The sequence below is a fragment of the Oribacterium sp. C9 genome (assembly GCF_002007235.1).
In the GTDB taxonomy this organism is placed as follows: domain Bacteria; phylum Bacillota; class Clostridia; order Lachnospirales; family Lachnospiraceae; genus Oribacterium.
This window is the reverse complement of the sequence record NZ_MUHW01000001.1, coordinates 211,380-227,711: the sequence shown is the minus strand read 5'-3', so window position 1 is coordinate 227,711 and position 16,332 is coordinate 211,380. Positions and strand designations below refer to the sequence as shown.

The window sequence follows — 16,332 nt, the reverse complement described above, 5'->3', positions numbered from 1 at the left end:
CCTCCTTATTCCATGCTAAGTGAAATGGTAGCATCTCCGTTACCAAGTAGCTTTGTCAGTTCTTCTTTGGACAGATCGATCTTTCCAAGTCTTGTGTACGACCATGAATTGGAACCATAAAAAACTACCAGCTGATTTCCCGAATAAAGGACAATGTCCCCTGCCGACGTAGTTGTCTGTTCGTCATTACGAGTGATGCTCTTGCCGAGAGATCCAACCTGTTCAAATCCACCATACATAGACATTGAGATTTCAAGTCCCTCTGACGCAAGTTCTTTCAGTTCATTTACAGAAGCATTGTTTTCCCAGATAACATCCACTTTTGTATCACCGATTATCATGACCATGCCTAACTCTCCTTCCGGCTCCGGATCTGTATCCTCCTCTGTTGCATTCGGTTTTACTTCTTCGGTCACCTGTTCATTAGCCTTTTCCTCAGATGGTCTATTATTATCCACGCTAACAGCAGGCGTCGGTTCCGCTTTCGTTGCAATATTGCCACAGCCAAAGACTATCGAGATACATAGCATCACCGAAGCTATAAAGAAAACCGTTCTTTTCATTTCAGATACTCCCTATAGAAACTCTCCAACTTATCAAAAGGAATCGCATTCTTTCCACCACCATCATACAAATCGGTATGAACAGCATCAGGAATGATCATAAGTTCCTTATTATCAGCATACTTACTGCCTTTTATCATTGCAGCATATGCGTCTTTTGAGAAATAACAAGAATGTGCTTTTTCTCCGTGAATAAGAAGAACTGCGCTTCTGATCTCGTTGCTGTACTTCAGAATCGGCTGGTTTACAAACGACTCGCATCCAATCACATTCCAGCCGCCGTTGGAATTAAGTGATCTTACATGATACCCTCGATCAGTCTTGTAATAATCATGATAGTCCACGACAAAAAACGGCGCATCCTCAGGAAGCGGATCTACCACTCCACCGCCCTGCTTATATTCACCATTTTTCAGATCTTCCAAGCGCTGTGCACACTGTGCTTTCTTCGCTTCATATCTGGCCTCCTCAGAATCTGCAGAGTCAAAATATCCGTTTGCATTTACTCTTGTCATATCATACATAGTGGAAGCCACAGTCGCTTTTACCCTTGTATCAAGTGCAGCCGTATTGATGGCCATTCCGCCCCAGCCACATATTCCAAGGATTCCGATCCTCTCAGGATCTACTTTCTCATTCAGAGAAAGGAAGTCCACTGCCGCCATGAAATCTTCCGTATTGATATCAGGCGATGCCATATATCTTACGTTTCCGCCACTTTCACCGGTAAAAGAAGGATCAAACGCGATTGTAATGAAGCCTCTCTCTGCCATGGTCTGCGCATATAATCCGCTGCACTGCTCTTTAACTGCACCAAATGGTCCACTGACAGCGATTGCCGGAAGCCTTCCTTCCGCATTTTTGGGGACATACATATCTGCTGCAAGGGTAATTCCATATCTGTTCACAAAGGTTACTTTGCTGTGCTCTACCTTATCACTCTTTGAAAAAGTCTTATCCCATTCCTGCACCAGCTTAAGTTCTTCTTTTCTGATCATTGCTCCATCCTCCTGTGGGTTGTGTTATTATTCTGCTTCCTTTTCTGCCCGCCGAATCAGATAATCCATGCGGTCTACTTTTTTCTGGCTCTCATGCATTTCTTCTATCAGACTGCATCTACATTTCTTCAGATATCCGATCAACTCAGACTTCTGCCCAAATTCAAAAAACAGCTTCGCCATTTCTTTCTGCTTATCGTCGCATCCGACATCAGACAGACAGTCGATCATCGTTTTCAATTCCATCGCCAATTCTCCGCATAAATTCGTTGTTTTTACCTTCTATAATCAGCATAATTGATTGACATGAAATACGCTAATGAATAAAATGAATATCATGATATTTCATTTTGGCATATCATATTGCATTTCAAGTCCATTGCGAGAGGAGAAAAAAGTGGAAATAAAAAACCTTCGTTACTTTCTTGCGGTAGCCAGAGAAGAAAACATGTCCCATGCTGCAGAAATCCTTCATGTGACTCAACCAACATTATCGAAAACACTTAAAGCCCTGGAAGATGAACTTGGCAAAAAGCTCTTTACCCGACACAGCTTTTCTATCAAACTCACAGACGAAGGAATGCTTCTTCGCGACCGAGCAGAAGATCTTGTAGCAATGGCCGATAAAATTGAGCAGGAATTCATTTCTTTAGATGACATCACCGGCGGAGATATCTATTTTGGTCTGGCGGAATCCTATCAGATCAGTCTGCTTGCCCGTGAGATAAAAAAACTGAAGGATAGATATCCAGGCTTTACCTATCACATCACCAGCGGAGACACTGAACAGGTAACCGAAAAACTCGATAAAGGACTTCTGGATTTTGGAGTAATATGCGAAACGCCAAACACGGACAAATATGAATATATCGTTTTCCCCGATTCCGATCGATGGGGAGCAGTTATGTTAAAAAGCCATCCTCTGGCAAAGAAAAAGAGCATTAAAGCAACTGACCTCATCGGACAGCCGCTCTACTGCTCTGAACAAAGCTGGAATATTGAAATACCTGAATGGGCCGGAGAACACCATCCCAAGCTCCATCTGGAAGGCTCTTTCCGGCTTTCTTATAATGCCTCCATGTTCGCAAAAGAAGGTCTTGGAATTCTTCTTACTTTTGAACATCTCATTAACTGTTCCGAAGAAAGCGACCTTGTATTCAGACCGCTATCTCCAAAGCAGGAAACAAAGTTGTACCTGATTTGGAACAAATACCAGACCTTTACGCCTATAGCCGAGAAATTTCTCAACCAAGTGAAGGATTCATTTTAATTTTGATTCATCTTGCCGAGCTTGAGCTGAAAAATAAGGTGAGGACAATCTGTAAATTCTTATTAGTTTTATGCAATTTCAATGGTTGTAATCCAATCGACGTTCCTAAGTATTTCCTTTATCATTTTATTCACCATCAAAGGCATTATTAAAGAATCGTGCAATATCATCAAATGGAATCTTTTCCACATCATCATAAAGATCTATGTGTCGTGCACCCTCTACAACTATCAGTTCTTTATTATTACCTGTCAGTTGATTGTAGATATCATCTGTAAAGCTCTTGCTGTGGGCAATATCTCCGGTAATCATTAAAACAGGCTGGACTATTTCAGACACATGACCAGTTGTAGGCAGTGTCATAAGATCCATCATGGATTCCATTGTCACATTTCCAAGTGCATTTTCATGCCAGCCTCTTGAAGTACCGTAAAATTCAAAGAACTCTGCGCTATTTGCATCGAGGCCATCCGGAATTTCTTCAGCAGGCTCATCAGGATATGACTTGAGCCAAGTCTCAGTGCTTCCATCAACTCTTGCCCATCTCATATCAGCAGCCTGGGACAACATCTGATTTCTCGCTTCTGTCGGAAGTGCATTCATATTCCCTGCTATATCATAAAGAGCACTTGTAGCAACTGCTTTTATTCTTGGGTCAAGGGATGCAGCTGATATTGCAAATCCACCGGATCCACATATTCCGATCGCGCCTATCTTTTCTCTGTCTACATATGAAAGAGTCCCAAGATAATCCACACCGGCGCTGAAATCTTCTACATATGTGGATGATGAGCCTGAGTATCTAACCTCACCTCCACTGTAACCATGAAATGAAGGATCAAACGCTACAGCAACGAAGCCTCTTTTTGCAAGCTGATTTGCGTATACTCCGGGTCCCTGTTCTTTGACACCACCAAAAGGAGGTCCTACTACAATAGCTGAATAAGAACTATTCTCATCAAAGTCAGCAGGTTTATAAAGATCTGCTGCAATCTCTATACCAAATCGATTTTTGTAATAAACTTTTTCTCTTGTGACTCCATCCTCAATTTCAAATATATAATGATCTTCTTCCTCTGAAATACGTGTTGCAAGATTTTTATTATCAGTATTGACTACGTTCATAAGGTCCTGTTCCTCCTCATCATTTTCAGTTTCTTTTGTATCTGATATTGTTACATCTTCATTATTGCCTGCAGCCTGTGCTCCACATCCTACAATAGCGGTTGTTGCAAGTGTCATGGCAAGTAATATCATTATTATCTTTCTTTTCATCTTCAAGTTCTCCTTTGTTTTTAGAATACACTGTGTACTGTTATATGGCACATTAGCATCTATATGTATTATTGTCAACATTTAAATTTTATGTTAGTATCTAACAAGTATCAGTCAATGGATTTAGAGGGGATAGTAATGCCTGATTTTGTAAGAGCCCGTTCAGATGAACAAAGGGAAGAACGATTAAAAGAGATAAAAGATATAACCGAAAAAATGATTCTGGAAACTTCTTATCACGAGATTTCTCTTGCAACCATAGCCAGCAGTCTTGGTTGGTCTCGTGCTACATTATATAAATATGTATCAACAAAGGAAGAAATAATTCTCGAAATACTTGCCGATAAACACATAAAGCAAAGTAATGAAATAATCACTGCCTGCCCAATTGGTTCTAATTTTGATCACGAAACAATATCCTCTATATGGGCAGGAATAATAAACAGCAACAAGGATTATCTTACTTACTACAGTCTTCTACAGGTGATTTTGGAAACGAACGTTTCACTGGAAAAACTGGTAAAATTCAAAAAAATTTTTTATAGATATAACGGAATGGTAATTGAACACTTTGCAGAGTATCTGAATTGCACGCCAGATACATTTGCAAAGGTTTATTCAAGTGTATTCTTCCATGCTCTAGGACTTAACGGCGTATGTACCGTAAATCCAATAGCAAAGGAAGCATCTAAACTGGCAGGTTTTAAGGACATACCGGTTGATTTTATAGAATCCATGAAAAAATTTATACTCATGTGCATACATGAATATATAAGTTGATGTAGGACATTAATTTTACTTGTACATGTGATGTTTTTTATTCATCAATTCTTTTTATAAGTCGGGCAGGTACACCCCCAACAATACTATTGGCAGGTACATCCTTAGTCACAACCGCTCCTGCAGCTATGACTGCATTATCTCCAACAGTAACGCCCTGAAGTATTGTTGAACGGGCTCCTATCCATGCATTTTTACCGATATGTATCGGCTTTGCTATCAGATCATGTCGATGCGCCTCATTCAGTTCATGATTCAAGGTTGCAAGCACCACATGATGTCCTATCAATGCCCCATCTTCTATATAGATACCCCCCTGATCCTGCATGGAAACAAATGCATTTATATAGACATTTTCACCGAGTGTAATATTCGCACCAAAATCAGTTGTAAATGGTGGAACTACCTGCTGTTTACTCGCTGTTTACGGTACAAAATTTTCTGCGTTTCACCACTACTTAATACAATTATAGATAAAAGAAAAACCCCAGAAACACGAGGTTTCTGAGGTTTGTGAACTCTTTTCGATTCTCCAACGATTATCGCTTTGAGAACTGAGGGCATGGTGAAAAGCTTGAAATTCCGCCATTTTCAGAAGTTTTTGCTTATTACCTGTTTCTTACCGGGAGCAGCCCAGGGCTCTCGGTGACGGCAGGAAGGAGAACTAACTCTATTAATTACAATATGAATTACAAGCCTTTTCAAGCTTGCTAAAGTCATTAGTCCTTTTAGCTAATGGTGTATTATCACCATTTCTCAGCTTATGCTTATATACAATATCTGCATTTTTCAATATTCTATTTTTTTGCCTGTTGATTTCTCTGCTTTCAGCCTGCAATAAGAACCTGTAATGTAGAATTCCTTCGACCAGTCACTGTTCCTACCCTGTTCGATTTCTTTCAGACTTTCTCCCTCAAAAATCTCCGGGTGAGCTTCCATATCCCTCTCAGCATGCTTGTGCATCTGATCCTGAAGTGTTTTCAGAGTGTCCTGAGTAAAAACCTTGGTTTTGGCTGCCTGTTTCTCCATTCCACGCTTATATCCTCGTCCTATCGGAACCCCAATGATATGAGCATGGGGTGAATGTTCATCCAGATGAACCACAGCTGATACTATTTTGAAATCCGGAACAAGTTCCTCCAGATGCCGGACCTGTTCTTCAAGTATCGGAACCATCTTTCTCTGCAGATTCATCGACTTGTCATGCCAAAATTCTTCATCTCCCAGCTGAATTATTATCTCCGCTGCCACATCGTTCTTCCCACTTTCCGACACATATTTTAGGTAATCCTGTATCTTACGGTCTGATCTTTTACCCTCATTGTACTTAACCAATGCTTCATCAAATTCTTCATGATACTTTTTCTTCACATCCTCAAGGATATTATCACTTCCCCTTATTACAATGATATTATCTTTGCAATAATCTTCGCTTTTAAATTGTCTCATATTATGTTTACTAGCAGTACTAACCTTTTTTACAGTGTTCAATGCATGCTTTTTATTTGACAGATGTAACGAATACGATATCATCCAAACTCCTTTCCATCTTGATTCATATGCATATAGAATGGCTCTATCCGCCTCGCAGAGCCCCCGGATAATGATACGTAGTGTCATTATCCATAGGGGGTTATCGATTATGTTCGCGGAGTTCCGCTCCGCATAATCGATAAGCATTTTTGCCGGATTATCAACAAGCGTGTTTCACACGCTCGTACTATCTCTGTAAGCAGAATCACCATCTGTAATCCTGATGCATCCCGATCATATCCAAATACTCCTTGCGAGATTTCTCCCTTTCTGCTTCCGTTGGTGCCGTTTTCGACTTACTGTAAGTATCATGTCTTTCCATGCTATGCAGTTTGTCTTTTAATCCCTTTCTGATATCTTCATCAAATCTTTCTATCCCAAATAAATGATATTTCAGAATCATCAGAAACAGTTCTCTTGAAATAAGTACATTCTTCATTTCATATCCTTTCCTTCAAGTCCGCAACAATGCAGAGTATTTACAACTTTGCAACCTTGCACTGTTTAAGTCCGCAATCCCTTACAACCTGCATTGTTGCATTCTTCCTTAATGTCTATAGTTATCCAAATTCCAATACCAAACGTTATTTTGCTTCTTGGCTTTTATATCAAGTTCCTTTTTTGCATTTTCCATAGTTCTCTTTGATATGCCTTCTTCTTTGGCATGTTCCATTATTTCACTACTCGGAACCAAACTTCGTGTTTCAGCCATTTTTCTTAATATCTCTTTCGCCTTCTCCTGCTTATTCGCCCTTGGCATAACTCCCCCAAGCACTTCATCCGCTGTTATTTCGTAATCACCAATCCAGGTGAAACCTTCCTCTGATAGTTCAAATGCTTTTGAATTGCCAAATGCTGCCAGATTATTCTTTATTTGAACCATTGCTCTCAAGTTAGGTTCCCCTTCAATTCTTCCAACAAGAAGTACACTTCGTGCTACAGCGTAGAAGTCTATTGATCCCATTCCCCGGTAAGCCGCTTTATTTCCGGATGCCTTATTCATATGACCGATAAGGACAATTGCGCATTAATATTTTTCAGCTAAAGCTCCGAGTCGTTTAGTCATATCTCTGGCCTCATTGGCCCGGTTCATATCCATTTCACCACCAAGATATGCCTGTATCGGATCCAATATCAGTAGCTTTGCTTTTGTCTGTATCAACGCTTCTTCTATTCTCGAATCCGCCATGGAAAGCGATTTATCACTCTCATCTATTACACTTATACGTGTACAATCTGCCCCTGCCGACTCCAAACGGGGTTTTACCGTGTCTGCAAGTCCATCCTCAGCAGTCTGATATATGATATTGATCGGATCACCGCCGATCATATGATCATCAAAGGTTTCACCCTTTGAGAGTTTAGCTGCAATATTCAAAACCATCGTTGTCTTACCATCTCCAGGATCTCCCTGAATTATGGTCAGCTTTCCGAATGGTATAAACGGATACCACAGCCATGAAACTTCTTCTGCTTCAATGGATGACATTTGAATCAGTTTCAATTCAGTCTTTAATTCTTCCATTTTTACCCTCCTTACATTCTTTATCTGTTGTGTAAAGCCGGAGGTCTTGTTATACTCTTAATGAATTTGATAAAGGCTCCGGCTTTTACTTGTAGACTTATCTGGTGCGAACAGGTAAGTCTATTTTTTTGCCATTAACCTGCTTCCGGACAAAAGTATCCGATTTCTTCCCATACCCTTTTATCAGGACAGTAATAACTATATTCGGTGGAATTTTCCGGTTTAAAGGCAACCCCAAATTTCAGATATCCTTTCTGAATCCCAACCCTTACAAATTGCCTGTCCTTATGCATTGCATCTGCAATCTCCGCAATGGATACGTTTCTTCCTGTAAAATGTGGAATCTCCTGATAGTTTTGTGCTTCTGTCATATATTTCTCCCTTCTTTTGATTTACGAACTATTTGTTCGCATTTTGATGATATACCCTTTTATTTCATATGTCAACACGTTTACGACGTTTTGGTTCGTATAACGTCTTTACAATTCGCACAGCTTCATGTTACAATTCAGTTACGAGGTGAATATCATGAAAGAAAAAACAGATTTAGGAATAAAAATAAGAGACGCAAGAAAAGCTGCAGGCATGAATCAGACTGAACTTGCTGACAGACTTGGCAAGACAATGCGCACTGTTCAAAAATATGAAAGCGGAGAAATAGAGCCATCTTTCGCTATGCTCAATGAAATCGCTAAAGTTTTGAATGTTTCTCCATCACATCTTATCGGATATCAGAAACAGGAAATACATCTCGAAACATTATCCGATGTGCTTTATGTAATTAACGAACTAAATAAGAAAGCTGGTATACATTTCGATGTTACTGTTAAGAAACCTGATAATGATGGGGAATGGAGTTGTACCCTTAAATTTGACGGAAACAACAAAGATGCGGAATTAAACCAGGATCTTTGCCTGTTTCTTGAGAGATATTCTGATGAAATAGAAAATCTTGATAACACAGCACATTCTAAGGCGCAATTCGATCACTGGTTTGAGACTGAGCTCTCATATTATTCAAACATCACGTTAAAAGATAAAAGCGTTGATGAAGGTTAAGTCCTTTTATCATAAATATCCTGGGTAAATAAAACATAGGAGGTTTGAAAATTTGAAATCACCAAACGGATATGGAAGTGTTTTTAAAATGTCTGGTAAACGAAGAAAACCCTACATGGTACGAATTACCGATGGATGGGAATTTGATCCTGTAAAGGAAAAGCAGGTACAAAAGTACATTATTGTGGGCTATGCCAGCACACGTGCTGAAGGTCAGCAAATGTTGGCGGATTATCACCGGAACCCATTTGATACTAAACTTGCAAGGCTGACTTTTCAGGATGTATATGAATATTGGTCAAAAAGTAAATTTCCCACGATATCCAAGTCCAATATTCATGGCTATGAAGCGTCCTATAACGTATGCGGAACGCTATACAAAAAGCCTTTTAGGGACATAAAGCTTGCCGACCTGCAATATGTGATAGATTCTTGCAACAAGAATTTTCCTACACTAAAGAAAATAAAAACCTTGTTCAATCAGCTTTACAAATATGCCATGCAGAATGACATATGCATCAAGGATTACTCAACTTATGTGGATATCCTAAAACACAGTGACAAAAATCCGGACAAACGTGATCACAATAAGTTTACAAGAAGTGAAGTGGATAAACTTTGGACTATGAAGGATGACCCATTCATCCAAATTGTTTTAATGCTTATCTATAACGGTTGCAGAATAACGGAATTTCTGGATCTAAAGAAAGAGAATGTGAATCTTGAAGAACAGTACTTCGATGTAGTTGCCAGCAAAACCAAAAGCGGCATAAGAAGAGTTCCGATAGCAGACAAAGTATTGCCCTTCTACAAGTCCTGGTACGAAAGTTCCGATTGTGAATACCTTCTTCATACACCGGATAACGAACACTTTGCTTACTGGAACTACCACACAACATATTGGAATGCCTTAATGGAAAATATTGGCTTAGATCATAATCCACACGATACCAGACATACCTGCATCTCTATGTTAGCAGAAGCACATGTGGATCCGACTATGATAAAAAGCATAGTTGGTCATTCCGGAGCCATGTCTCTCACCGAAAAGGTGTACACACACCTTGATGTAAAAGCCCTATTGGAAGCGATAAATCAGATTTGAAGCAAATACGAATTTTGCTTCTTACCTGCTTATTACTTGCTTATTACCGTCTAAAATTTCTTGATTTTCATACCATCCCACAGCGTTTCTGAGTAAAGAAAAACCCCAGAAACACGAGGTTTCTGAGGTTTGTGAATTCTTTTCGATTCTCCAAAGATTATCTCTTTGAGAACTGAGGAGCACGACGTGCGGACTTGAGACCGTACTTCTTTCTCTCCTTCATTCTTGGATCTCTTGTAAGGAATCCAGCCTTCTTGAGAACTGGTCTGTACTCGATATCCATCTCGCAAAGTGCTCTTGAGATACCGTGACGGATAGCACCAGCCTGACCTGTTGTACCACCACCGTGTACGTTAACAAGAATATCAAGCTTGCCAACATTCTGTGTAAGAACGAGTGGCTGATTAACGATAAGCTTCAGTGTATCAAGACCGAAGTACTCGTCAAGGCTTCTCTTGTTGATTGTGATCTTACCTGTTCCAGGCATAATGTAAACTCTTGCAACAGAAGACTTTCTTCTACCTGTTCCGTAATTTCTGTTTGTAGCCATTTTGATATCCTCCCTTAGATTGTAAGCTCAACAGGCTTCTGAGCCTGGTGCTTGTGGTCTGCGCCAGCGTATACGAAAAGCTTCTTATACATCTGTCTGCCTAATGGTCCGTGAGGAAGCATACCCTTAACAGCATACTCGATTACCTTCTCAGGCTTCTTAGCCTTGAGATCACGAAGTGTTGTCTCACGCATTGAACCAACATATCTGGAATGTGTGCGATAAATCTTCTGATCAAGCTTCTTACCTGTAACAGCGATCTTCTCTGCGTTAACGATGATTACGTAATCTCCGCAATCAAGGAATGGTGTGTAAGTTGGCTTGTTCTTTCCGCGAAGAACCTTAGCAACTTCTGATGCAAGACGACCAAGTGTCTTACCCTCTGCGTCTACTACATACCACTTTCTGTCCTGTGCAATAGTAGAAGCTGTAGCTACGTATGAATTCATAACAACCTCCTGTTATAAGGCTACTTACTCTGGTCTCTGTCCAAAACAGAACTTCTGCCTGCTTGCCTGCATCGGGTTATATGCTCGCTTCCTTATGGAAAGCTTACGGCCAGCATCATGACAAACCGTCAAAACAGCTTATCAGCTTTGCAAGTGGTCCACTCTGAGACTGATTTCAGTATTTAATGTAGCCCGGGCTCTATATCGAACCCTGCTGTAAATAGTTACCTGTCTTAACAGCATAGAAACTACGCCGTTTTATCAGACAGCATCATGTATTATATTTTGAATTGCAAATGCTGTCAATACAGCTGTAAACATTTTATTTTCTCTTTACAATCTTAATCATCAGATTCCATTTAGAAATGTCTACAGATATCTGTTATGTTCTCTTCCGTATAAAGAAATCACTACTATACAAATCATTATCACAACTGTTCTCGACGCATTCTTTTCCCGAAAGACTAACTCTCCTCAAATATCCTTATGATATCTGTCAATGTCTCCGGCTCTTCTGTAAGCATTTCCCTGACCTCCGTAAGCTCGCTCATGTCCTTGATGCCGAAAACCTTACATCCTGCAGCATATCCGGCCCTTATTCCATTAGGTGAATCCTCAACAACTATGCATTCCTCAGGATTTAGTCCCAGTTTTTCAGCACAGTGCAGATAAATATCCGGTGCAGGCTTGCCGTTACTGATCATATCGCCGGCACATATATAGTCAAATTTTCCAGTATAATCTGTTTCGTCCAGGTACATCATGACCTGTTCTTTTATGGAAGAGGATCCAAGAGCCAGCTTATATCCCTTTTCCATGAGCCATGAAAACAGTTCGTCCAGCCCTTCCTTTTTTGGTATCCCATGCTCCCTTAAATAGTCATATATATGTCCTTTTCTGATCGCACGTTCCTCCATATAGTCAAAATCAGGATTAATTTTTTTGAAAAGTACCCCTATATTCTCGACAGAAGCCCCTCTCATCTTATCTATCATTTCATCGGTAATAATGAATCCGCGCTCCTCGGCTGTAACTTTCCAGAATTTATAATACACCCTTTCTGTATCGAACATCGTTCCGTCCATGTCAAAGATAAACCCTTTAATATCTTTATATTTCATAGTACTGTTCCCTTTATTTCTCTTGTAATCTTTATTATGTGTATTTCTATTATTAAAAAGCCACCTATAAAAACGGAGTGCTTATGATCTGAAGCTTTCAGACCCAAGCACTCTTTCATTTTAGGGGTAACAAAGTTCTACAAGGCAGAGTCCCTTTGCAGGCACGGTAGGACCTGCTTTTGTCCTGTCTTTGACCTTTAGTATCTCCTTTATCTCTTCAGGAGACCTTTTTCCGTTCCCTACCTGAAGTAAAGTTCCCACTATGATACGTATCATATGGTACAAAAATCCATTACCACTTATCCTTACGGTGATAAGCTGTGATTCAGACTCCTTTACTCTTCTGCTCTTAGCTACCTTTTCACCGCTAAATTTCGTATTTTCTGACTTTTTAACAGTACTGGAATTTTCTCCAGTACTTATCATTTCTCCGTGAATTTCAACGCTGTATATCTCTCTTACAGCATCTCCTCCATGTTCAAAAACCTGACTGTCAGGATTTACAAAGCTTGTAAAATCATGTTCTCCAACAAGATAGTCAGCAGCTTTTTGCATATTTTCGAGATCCAGAGCATATGTAAAGTTGTATGTGTACAATCTATTCACAGGAAGCTGTATAAGACTGTTATCTATCTTATACTCATAGGTCTTTTTATGGGGAACAAACCTGGGATTGAAGTCCGGATCTACTTCTTCCGCCTTCAGAACTCTTATATCCTCCGGCAGAAAGCTGTTTATGGCAAAGGGGAAGTTCTCTGCAGGTATGGAAGATTCTGTATCAAAGACTGCAACATTACCCCTTGCATGCACTCCACTGTCTGTTCTGCTGGCACCGATAAGCAGAATTTCTTCTCCCTTAATCAGATTGCCTATTGCCAGGGTCAGCATCCCCTGAATCGTCGGCTTATCTCCCTCTGGTCTCTCTCTGGTCGGATTCTGTATCTGCCAGCCTTTATAGTTACTGCCATCATATGAAATTGTCAGTTTAATGCGTCTTTTCACAAGGCATTTTCCTCAATATCATCCTGATTTTTGTATCGTATTTTTTCGTTATATAAGTTTTACGAATCTGGAAGCGATACAAACCGCCAGATATATTATCATAAGAAGATATGCCGCTCTGTCTCTTCCTTCATACTTAAGCGGCTTCATCTTGGTTCTGCCCTCTCCTCCATGATAGCAGCGAGCTTCCATAGCCATAGCAAGGTCGTTTGCTCTTCTGAATGCACTTATGAAAAGCGGAACAAGTATAGGAACCATCGCCTTTGCTCTGTCTATGATATTTCCTGACTCAAAATCAGCGCCTCTTGCCTGCTGAGCTTTCATGATCTTGTCTGTTTCCTCTACAAGAATAGGGATAAATCTAAGCGCTATAGACATCATCATGGAAATCTCATGTACAGGAACTCCTATTTTCTTAAATATCCCCAGTCCCTTTTCCATACCGTCGGTAAGCTGATTAGGCGTTGTTGTCAATGTCATAAGTGATGAGCCAAGCACCAGAAGAACCAGTCTTATGCCCATCTTAAGTGCTATCTCAAGTCCCTCATGGGAGATCTTTAAGATACCAAACTGAAAGAGAGGCTCACCCGGAGTAAGGAACAGGTTAAAGCTGACTGATATCAGCAGCAGTATCAGTATGCTCTTTAGTCCCTTGGTCATGAATTTAAAAGGAACGTTGCTTAACTTTATAAGTACTGCCAGTACGATTGCTGCTACACCATACATAGTCCAGCTGTTCACTATAAACAGAGCAACCAGGAATACCAGCGTGCCCATGAGTTTCACTCTCGGATCAAGCCTGTGGATAACAGAATCAACCGGATAATACTGTCCAAGTGTTATCTCTCTGAACATTACTCGGCCTCCTTTCCGGAAGCTTTTTCCGCTTCTGCTATCTTATTATAACGTTTCCAAAGATCAACTATACAATTTGCCATTTCTTCAACCGTGTCAGGTCTGTCCTCAAAGCGAATGCCTACATCCTTGAGATCATGAATGAGGTAGGTCATCTGAGGTGCGCCCAGCCCCATTTCCTCCAGTTCCTTATATCTCTTAAAGATCTCTTCCGGTGTTCCTGTCATCCTGAGTTCACCATGATCGAGCACTATTACCTGATCTGTATATCTGGCCACGTCATCCATTGAATGTGACACCAGAATAATTGTCATTTTCGCCTTGTCATGAAGCGATCTGATCTGTTTGAAAAGATCATCTCTTCCTGCCGGGTCCAGACCCGCTGTAGGCTCATCAAGTATGAGTACCTCAGGGTGCATTGCCAGCACACCTGCAATGGCTACACGTCTCTTCTGACCTCCGCTGAGCTCAAACGGAGATTTCTTCCAGAATTCCTTTCCCAGTCCTACCATCTGAAGCGCCTCCTCGGCCCTCCTCTGTGCTTCTTCCTGTGAAAGACCCTGATTCTTTGGCCCGAACATAACATCCGTCAGCACATCGATCTCGAACAGCTGATATTCAGGATACTGGAATACGAGACCAACCTTGAACCTGAGCTGCTTCATATCAAATCCTTCGGTATAGATATTTACGAAGCCTGTTCCGTCTCCTGCGGCTATTCCTTCATGCAGTGGCTCTTCTCTATATACAGCGATATTTTTCGATTTGTCTGCTCCTTCATTATATGAATTATCGGGGTTCATCTTTATACTCTCCGACATATCAGAAATGAGTTTTCCTCCACGAAAAGCAGTGGTGTCAGCATTGGCACCCTTTGTCTTTGTTTTTCCTGGTACCTTGAAAAGATCAGAATTGTCCCTGAAGTTTACCTCGATTACGCCATCGGTAGCCTTTAAAAGGCCATTAAGGTGCTGTGTCAATGTTGACTTACCGGAACCGGTGTGCCCTATAAATCCAACAATAGAGCCTCTCTGCACATCAAAGGAAACATCCTTAAGTGCATAGCTTTCCATGGCTGTACCCTTCTGATATACGTGGCTTAAATTGCGCACTCGCATCACAGGATCGGTTATGTCCATGTGTTCTGGCTTTTTCTTAACAAAGTCCGGCTGGAAATCAGCCTGCTTCGGAAGGCACTTCTGAAGATATGTAACAAGCTCTTCTCGCGTCAGCACAGAGTCCGGAATTGGCATTCCTTCGTTCTTAAGCATCCATGCAAGCTCAGTTACCTCCGGTACATCCATCCTTATATCTTTGAGAGCTCTTACGTTCTTAAAGACTTCCTTTGGAGTGCCATCCATGACCATCTGCCCCTTATCCATAACGATAATTCGATCCGCATCGACAGTTTCTTCCATATAATGGGTTATGAGTATAATGGTTACTCCCTGAGTCTTGTTAAGCTCCTTTACAGTACGGATTACCTCGGCGCGACCGTTCGGATCCAGCATGGCTGTTGGCTCATCAAGTACTATGGTCTTCGGGATCATAGCCATGGTACCTGCAATGGCAACTCTTTGCTTCTGACCGCCGCTCAGTCTGTTAGGCGACTTCATTCGGTATGATTCCATACCTACAGCTTTCAGAGCTCTGTTTACTCTTTCCCAGATCTCCTCTGTGGGGATACCTATATTCTCAGGTCCGAATCCTACATCCTCTTCAACTACAGAAGCTATGATCTGATTGTCGGGATTCTGGAAAACCATGCCTGTTTCTTTTCTGATATCCCATATTTCCTTCTCATTTTTCGTATCCCTGGAACTTACCAGCATGGTACCCTCAGAAGGCAGATTAAGGCCATTTATGAGCTTTGCAAGGGTAGATTTACCCGAGCCGTTATGTCCCAGCACACATACAAAGGTACCCTCTTCAATTGACAGATTTACGTCATTTAAAGCGCGGGTCTTCTCCACGACCTTATCATTTTCATCTGTACGGATATAATCATATGCCAAATGTATCGCTTCTATGATTTTCACTTTATTCTCCCGGTCTGTTTAAATGTAATATAAAATCTCAGAGTAATATTACAGGCTTCTCATACTGTTATATTCTACTCTTTCAAAAATCCAAATATATCAATTAATAGGTTGTCAACTAAAAAGGAACTATTAGTTGTCAATCTGATTTAGTATATTTTAATTGCTAACAAAATACAAGGGCAGACCGTGCGGTCTGCCCTATATT

General features: G+C 40.7%; 19 protein-coding genes and 1 pseudogene. 4 read left to right on the top strand and 16 right to left on the bottom strand.

The window, feature by feature from the left end; translation table 11 throughout:
• Positions 1-5: 5 nt before the first annotated feature.
• Genes BXO88_RS16775 through BXO88_RS01065 form a run of 3 tightly spaced genes read right to left on the bottom strand, consistent with a single transcriptional unit; the run spans position 6 to position 1,807 of the window.
• Positions 6-563: a cyclophilin-like fold protein gene (locus BXO88_RS16775; RefSeq protein WP_242945119.1), complete on the bottom strand. Its 558-nt coding sequence runs from the start codon at positions 561-563 to the stop codon at positions 6-8.
• A complete protein-coding gene (locus BXO88_RS01070; protein ID WP_078035921.1) occupies positions 560-1,561 on the bottom strand; it encodes an alpha/beta hydrolase in 1,002 nt (333 codons plus the stop codon). Before BXO88_RS01070 ends, BXO88_RS16775 begins: the two co-directional genes overlap by 4 nt.
• 27 nt (positions 1,562-1,588) lie before the next feature.
• The gene (locus BXO88_RS01065; protein WP_078035920.1) at positions 1,589-1,807 is read right to left on the bottom strand and encodes a hypothetical protein; all 219 of its coding nucleotides are present in this window, start codon (positions 1,805-1,807) and stop codon (positions 1,589-1,591) included.
• A 151-nt stretch (positions 1,808-1,958) separates the two neighbouring features.
• Between BXO88_RS01065 and BXO88_RS01060 the strand changes: the two genes are divergently transcribed.
• Positions 1,959-2,831, top strand: a complete 873-nt coding sequence (locus BXO88_RS01060) for a LysR family transcriptional regulator (RefSeq protein WP_078035919.1) — start codon at positions 1,959-1,961, stop codon at positions 2,829-2,831.
• Positions 2,832-2,957: 126 nt separating this feature from the next.
• Here the strand turns inward: BXO88_RS01060 and BXO88_RS01055 are convergent, their stop codons facing one another.
• Positions 2,958-4,106 (bottom strand): alpha/beta hydrolase, encoded by a 1,149-nt coding sequence (locus tag BXO88_RS01055; RefSeq protein WP_078035918.1) that lies wholly within the window; start codon positions 4,104-4,106, stop codon positions 2,958-2,960.
• A 138-nt stretch (positions 4,107-4,244) separates the two neighbouring features.
• Between BXO88_RS01055 and BXO88_RS01050 the strand changes: the two genes are divergently transcribed.
• Entirely contained in the window at positions 4,245-4,886 is a 642-nt protein-coding gene (locus BXO88_RS01050; protein WP_168171584.1) for a TetR family transcriptional regulator, read from the top strand.
• 37 nt (positions 4,887-4,923) lie between these two features.
• Here BXO88_RS01050 and BXO88_RS01045 read toward each other — a convergent pair whose 3' ends face one another.
• The 6 genes and pseudogenes from BXO88_RS01045 to BXO88_RS01020 form a co-directional block, all read right to left on the bottom strand.
• Positions 4,924-5,214 carry an acyltransferase gene (locus BXO88_RS01045; RefSeq protein ID WP_078035916.1) on the bottom strand — a complete coding sequence of 97 codons (291 nt, stop codon included), beginning with the start codon at positions 5,212-5,214 and terminating at the stop codon, positions 4,924-4,926.
• 345 nt (positions 5,215-5,559) lie between these two features.
• On the bottom strand, positions 5,560-5,679 hold the full coding sequence (locus BXO88_RS17210; protein ID WP_442944893.1) for a type III toxin-antitoxin system ToxN/AbiQ family toxin: 120 nt from the start codon (positions 5,677-5,679) through the stop codon (positions 5,560-5,562).
• Positions 5,676-6,566, bottom strand: coding sequence for a plasmid recombination protein (locus BXO88_RS01035; protein WP_078035914.1), 891 nt, complete (start codon positions 6,564-6,566; stop codon positions 5,676-5,678). The genes BXO88_RS17210 and BXO88_RS01035 overlap by 4 nt, the downstream gene beginning before the upstream one ends.
• Before the next feature lie 58 nt (positions 6,567-6,624).
• Positions 6,625-6,858 carry a hypothetical protein gene (locus BXO88_RS01030; RefSeq protein WP_044996485.1) on the bottom strand — a complete coding sequence of 78 codons (234 nt, stop codon included), beginning with the start codon at positions 6,856-6,858 and terminating at the stop codon, positions 6,625-6,627.
• Positions 6,859-6,966: 108 nt separating this feature from the next.
• A pseudogene (locus tag BXO88_RS17100) lies at positions 6,967-7,944 on the bottom strand (AAA family ATPase).
• A 134-nt stretch (positions 7,945-8,078) separates the two neighbouring features.
• Positions 8,079-8,315, bottom strand: coding sequence for a hypothetical protein (locus BXO88_RS01020; RefSeq protein ID WP_078035913.1), 237 nt, complete (start codon positions 8,313-8,315; stop codon positions 8,079-8,081).
• 157 nt (positions 8,316-8,472) lie between these two features.
• Here BXO88_RS01020 and BXO88_RS01015 point away from each other — a divergent pair, with 157 nt between their 5' ends.
• Positions 8,473-9,003: a helix-turn-helix domain-containing protein gene (locus BXO88_RS01015; protein ID WP_049932680.1), complete on the top strand. Its 531-nt coding sequence runs from the start codon at positions 8,473-8,475 to the stop codon at positions 9,001-9,003.
• A gap of 52 nt (positions 9,004-9,055) precedes the next feature.
• Complete coding sequence (locus BXO88_RS01010; RefSeq protein ID WP_044996490.1) at positions 9,056-10,108, top strand: tyrosine-type recombinase/integrase; 1,053 nt, start codon at positions 9,056-9,058, stop codon at positions 10,106-10,108.
• Positions 10,109-10,265: 157 nt separating this feature from the next.
• Here the strand turns inward: BXO88_RS01010 and rpsI are convergent, their stop codons facing one another.
• From rpsI to BXO88_RS00980, 6 genes are all read right to left on the bottom strand, one after another.
• Positions 10,266-10,658 (bottom strand): 30S ribosomal protein S9, encoded by a 393-nt coding sequence (gene rpsI / locus BXO88_RS01005; protein ID WP_036607980.1) that lies wholly within the window; start codon positions 10,656-10,658, stop codon positions 10,266-10,268.
• A 14-nt stretch (positions 10,659-10,672) separates the two neighbouring features.
• Positions 10,673-11,107 (bottom strand): 50S ribosomal protein L13, encoded by a 435-nt coding sequence (rplM, locus tag BXO88_RS01000; protein ID WP_036607976.1) that lies wholly within the window; start codon positions 11,105-11,107, stop codon positions 10,673-10,675.
• A gap of 464 nt (positions 11,108-11,571) precedes the next feature.
• Positions 11,572-12,228 (bottom strand): HAD family hydrolase, encoded by a 657-nt coding sequence (locus BXO88_RS00995; protein WP_078035911.1) that lies wholly within the window; start codon positions 12,226-12,228, stop codon positions 11,572-11,574.
• A 120-nt stretch (positions 12,229-12,348) separates the two neighbouring features.
• Positions 12,349-13,230, bottom strand: coding sequence for a tRNA pseudouridine synthase A (locus BXO88_RS00990; RefSeq protein ID WP_078035910.1), 882 nt, complete (start codon positions 13,228-13,230; stop codon positions 12,349-12,351).
• Between the two features lie 48 nt (positions 13,231-13,278).
• A complete protein-coding gene (locus BXO88_RS00985) occupies positions 13,279-14,085 on the bottom strand; it encodes an energy-coupling factor transporter transmembrane component T family protein (protein ID WP_078035909.1) in 807 nt (268 codons plus the stop codon).
• Positions 14,085-16,124, bottom strand: coding sequence for an energy-coupling factor transporter ATPase (locus BXO88_RS00980; RefSeq protein WP_078035908.1), 2,040 nt, complete (start codon positions 16,122-16,124; stop codon positions 14,085-14,087). The genes BXO88_RS00985 and BXO88_RS00980 overlap by 1 nt, the downstream gene beginning before the upstream one ends.
• Positions 16,125-16,332 lie beyond the last annotated feature (208 nt).

Bases quoted from the DNA above. Each gene is read 5' to 3' on its own strand.
- BXO88_RS01055 (WP_078035918.1), bottom strand. From the start codon at position 4,106: ATGAAAAGAAAGATAATAATGATATTACTTGCCATGACACTTGCAACA.
- BXO88_RS01050 (WP_168171584.1), top strand. From the start codon at position 4,245: ATGCCTGATTTTGTAAGAGCCCGTTCAGATGAACAAAGGGAAGAACGA.
- BXO88_RS01035 (WP_078035914.1), bottom strand. From the start codon at position 6,566: ATGCTTATCGATTATGCGGAGCGGAACTCCGCGAACATAATCGATAAC.
- BXO88_RS00985 (WP_078035909.1), bottom strand. From the start codon at position 14,085: ATGTTCAGAGAGATAACACTTGGACAGTATTATCCGGTTGATTCTGTT.
- BXO88_RS01070 (WP_078035921.1), bottom strand. From the start codon at position 1,561: ATGATCAGAAAAGAAGAACTTAAGCTGGTGCAGGAATGGGATAAGACT.
- BXO88_RS01030 (WP_044996485.1), bottom strand. From the start codon at position 6,858: ATGAAGAATGTACTTATTTCAAGAGAACTGTTTCTGATGATTCTGAAA.
- rplM (WP_036607976.1), bottom strand. From the start codon at position 11,107: ATGAATTCATACGTAGCTACAGCTTCTACTATTGCACAGGACAGAAAG.
- rpsI (WP_036607980.1), bottom strand. From the start codon at position 10,658: ATGGCTACAAACAGAAATTACGGAACAGGTAGAAGAAAGTCTTCTGTT.
- BXO88_RS01045 (WP_078035916.1), bottom strand. From the start codon at position 5,214: ATGCAGGATCAGGGGGGTATCTATATAGAAGATGGGGCATTGATAGGA.
- BXO88_RS00995 (WP_078035911.1), bottom strand. From the start codon at position 12,228: ATGAAATATAAAGATATTAAAGGGTTTATCTTTGACATGGACGGAACG.
- BXO88_RS01015 (WP_049932680.1), top strand. From the start codon at position 8,473: ATGAAAGAAAAAACAGATTTAGGAATAAAAATAAGAGACGCAAGAAAA.
- BXO88_RS01065 (WP_078035920.1), bottom strand. From the start codon at position 1,807: ATGGAATTGAAAACGATGATCGACTGTCTGTCTGATGTCGGATGCGAC.
- BXO88_RS16775 (WP_242945119.1), bottom strand. From the start codon at position 563: ATGAAAAGAACGGTTTTCTTTATAGCTTCGGTGATGCTATGTATCTCG.
- BXO88_RS01020 (WP_078035913.1), bottom strand. From the start codon at position 8,315: ATGACAGAAGCACAAAACTATCAGGAGATTCCACATTTTACAGGAAGA.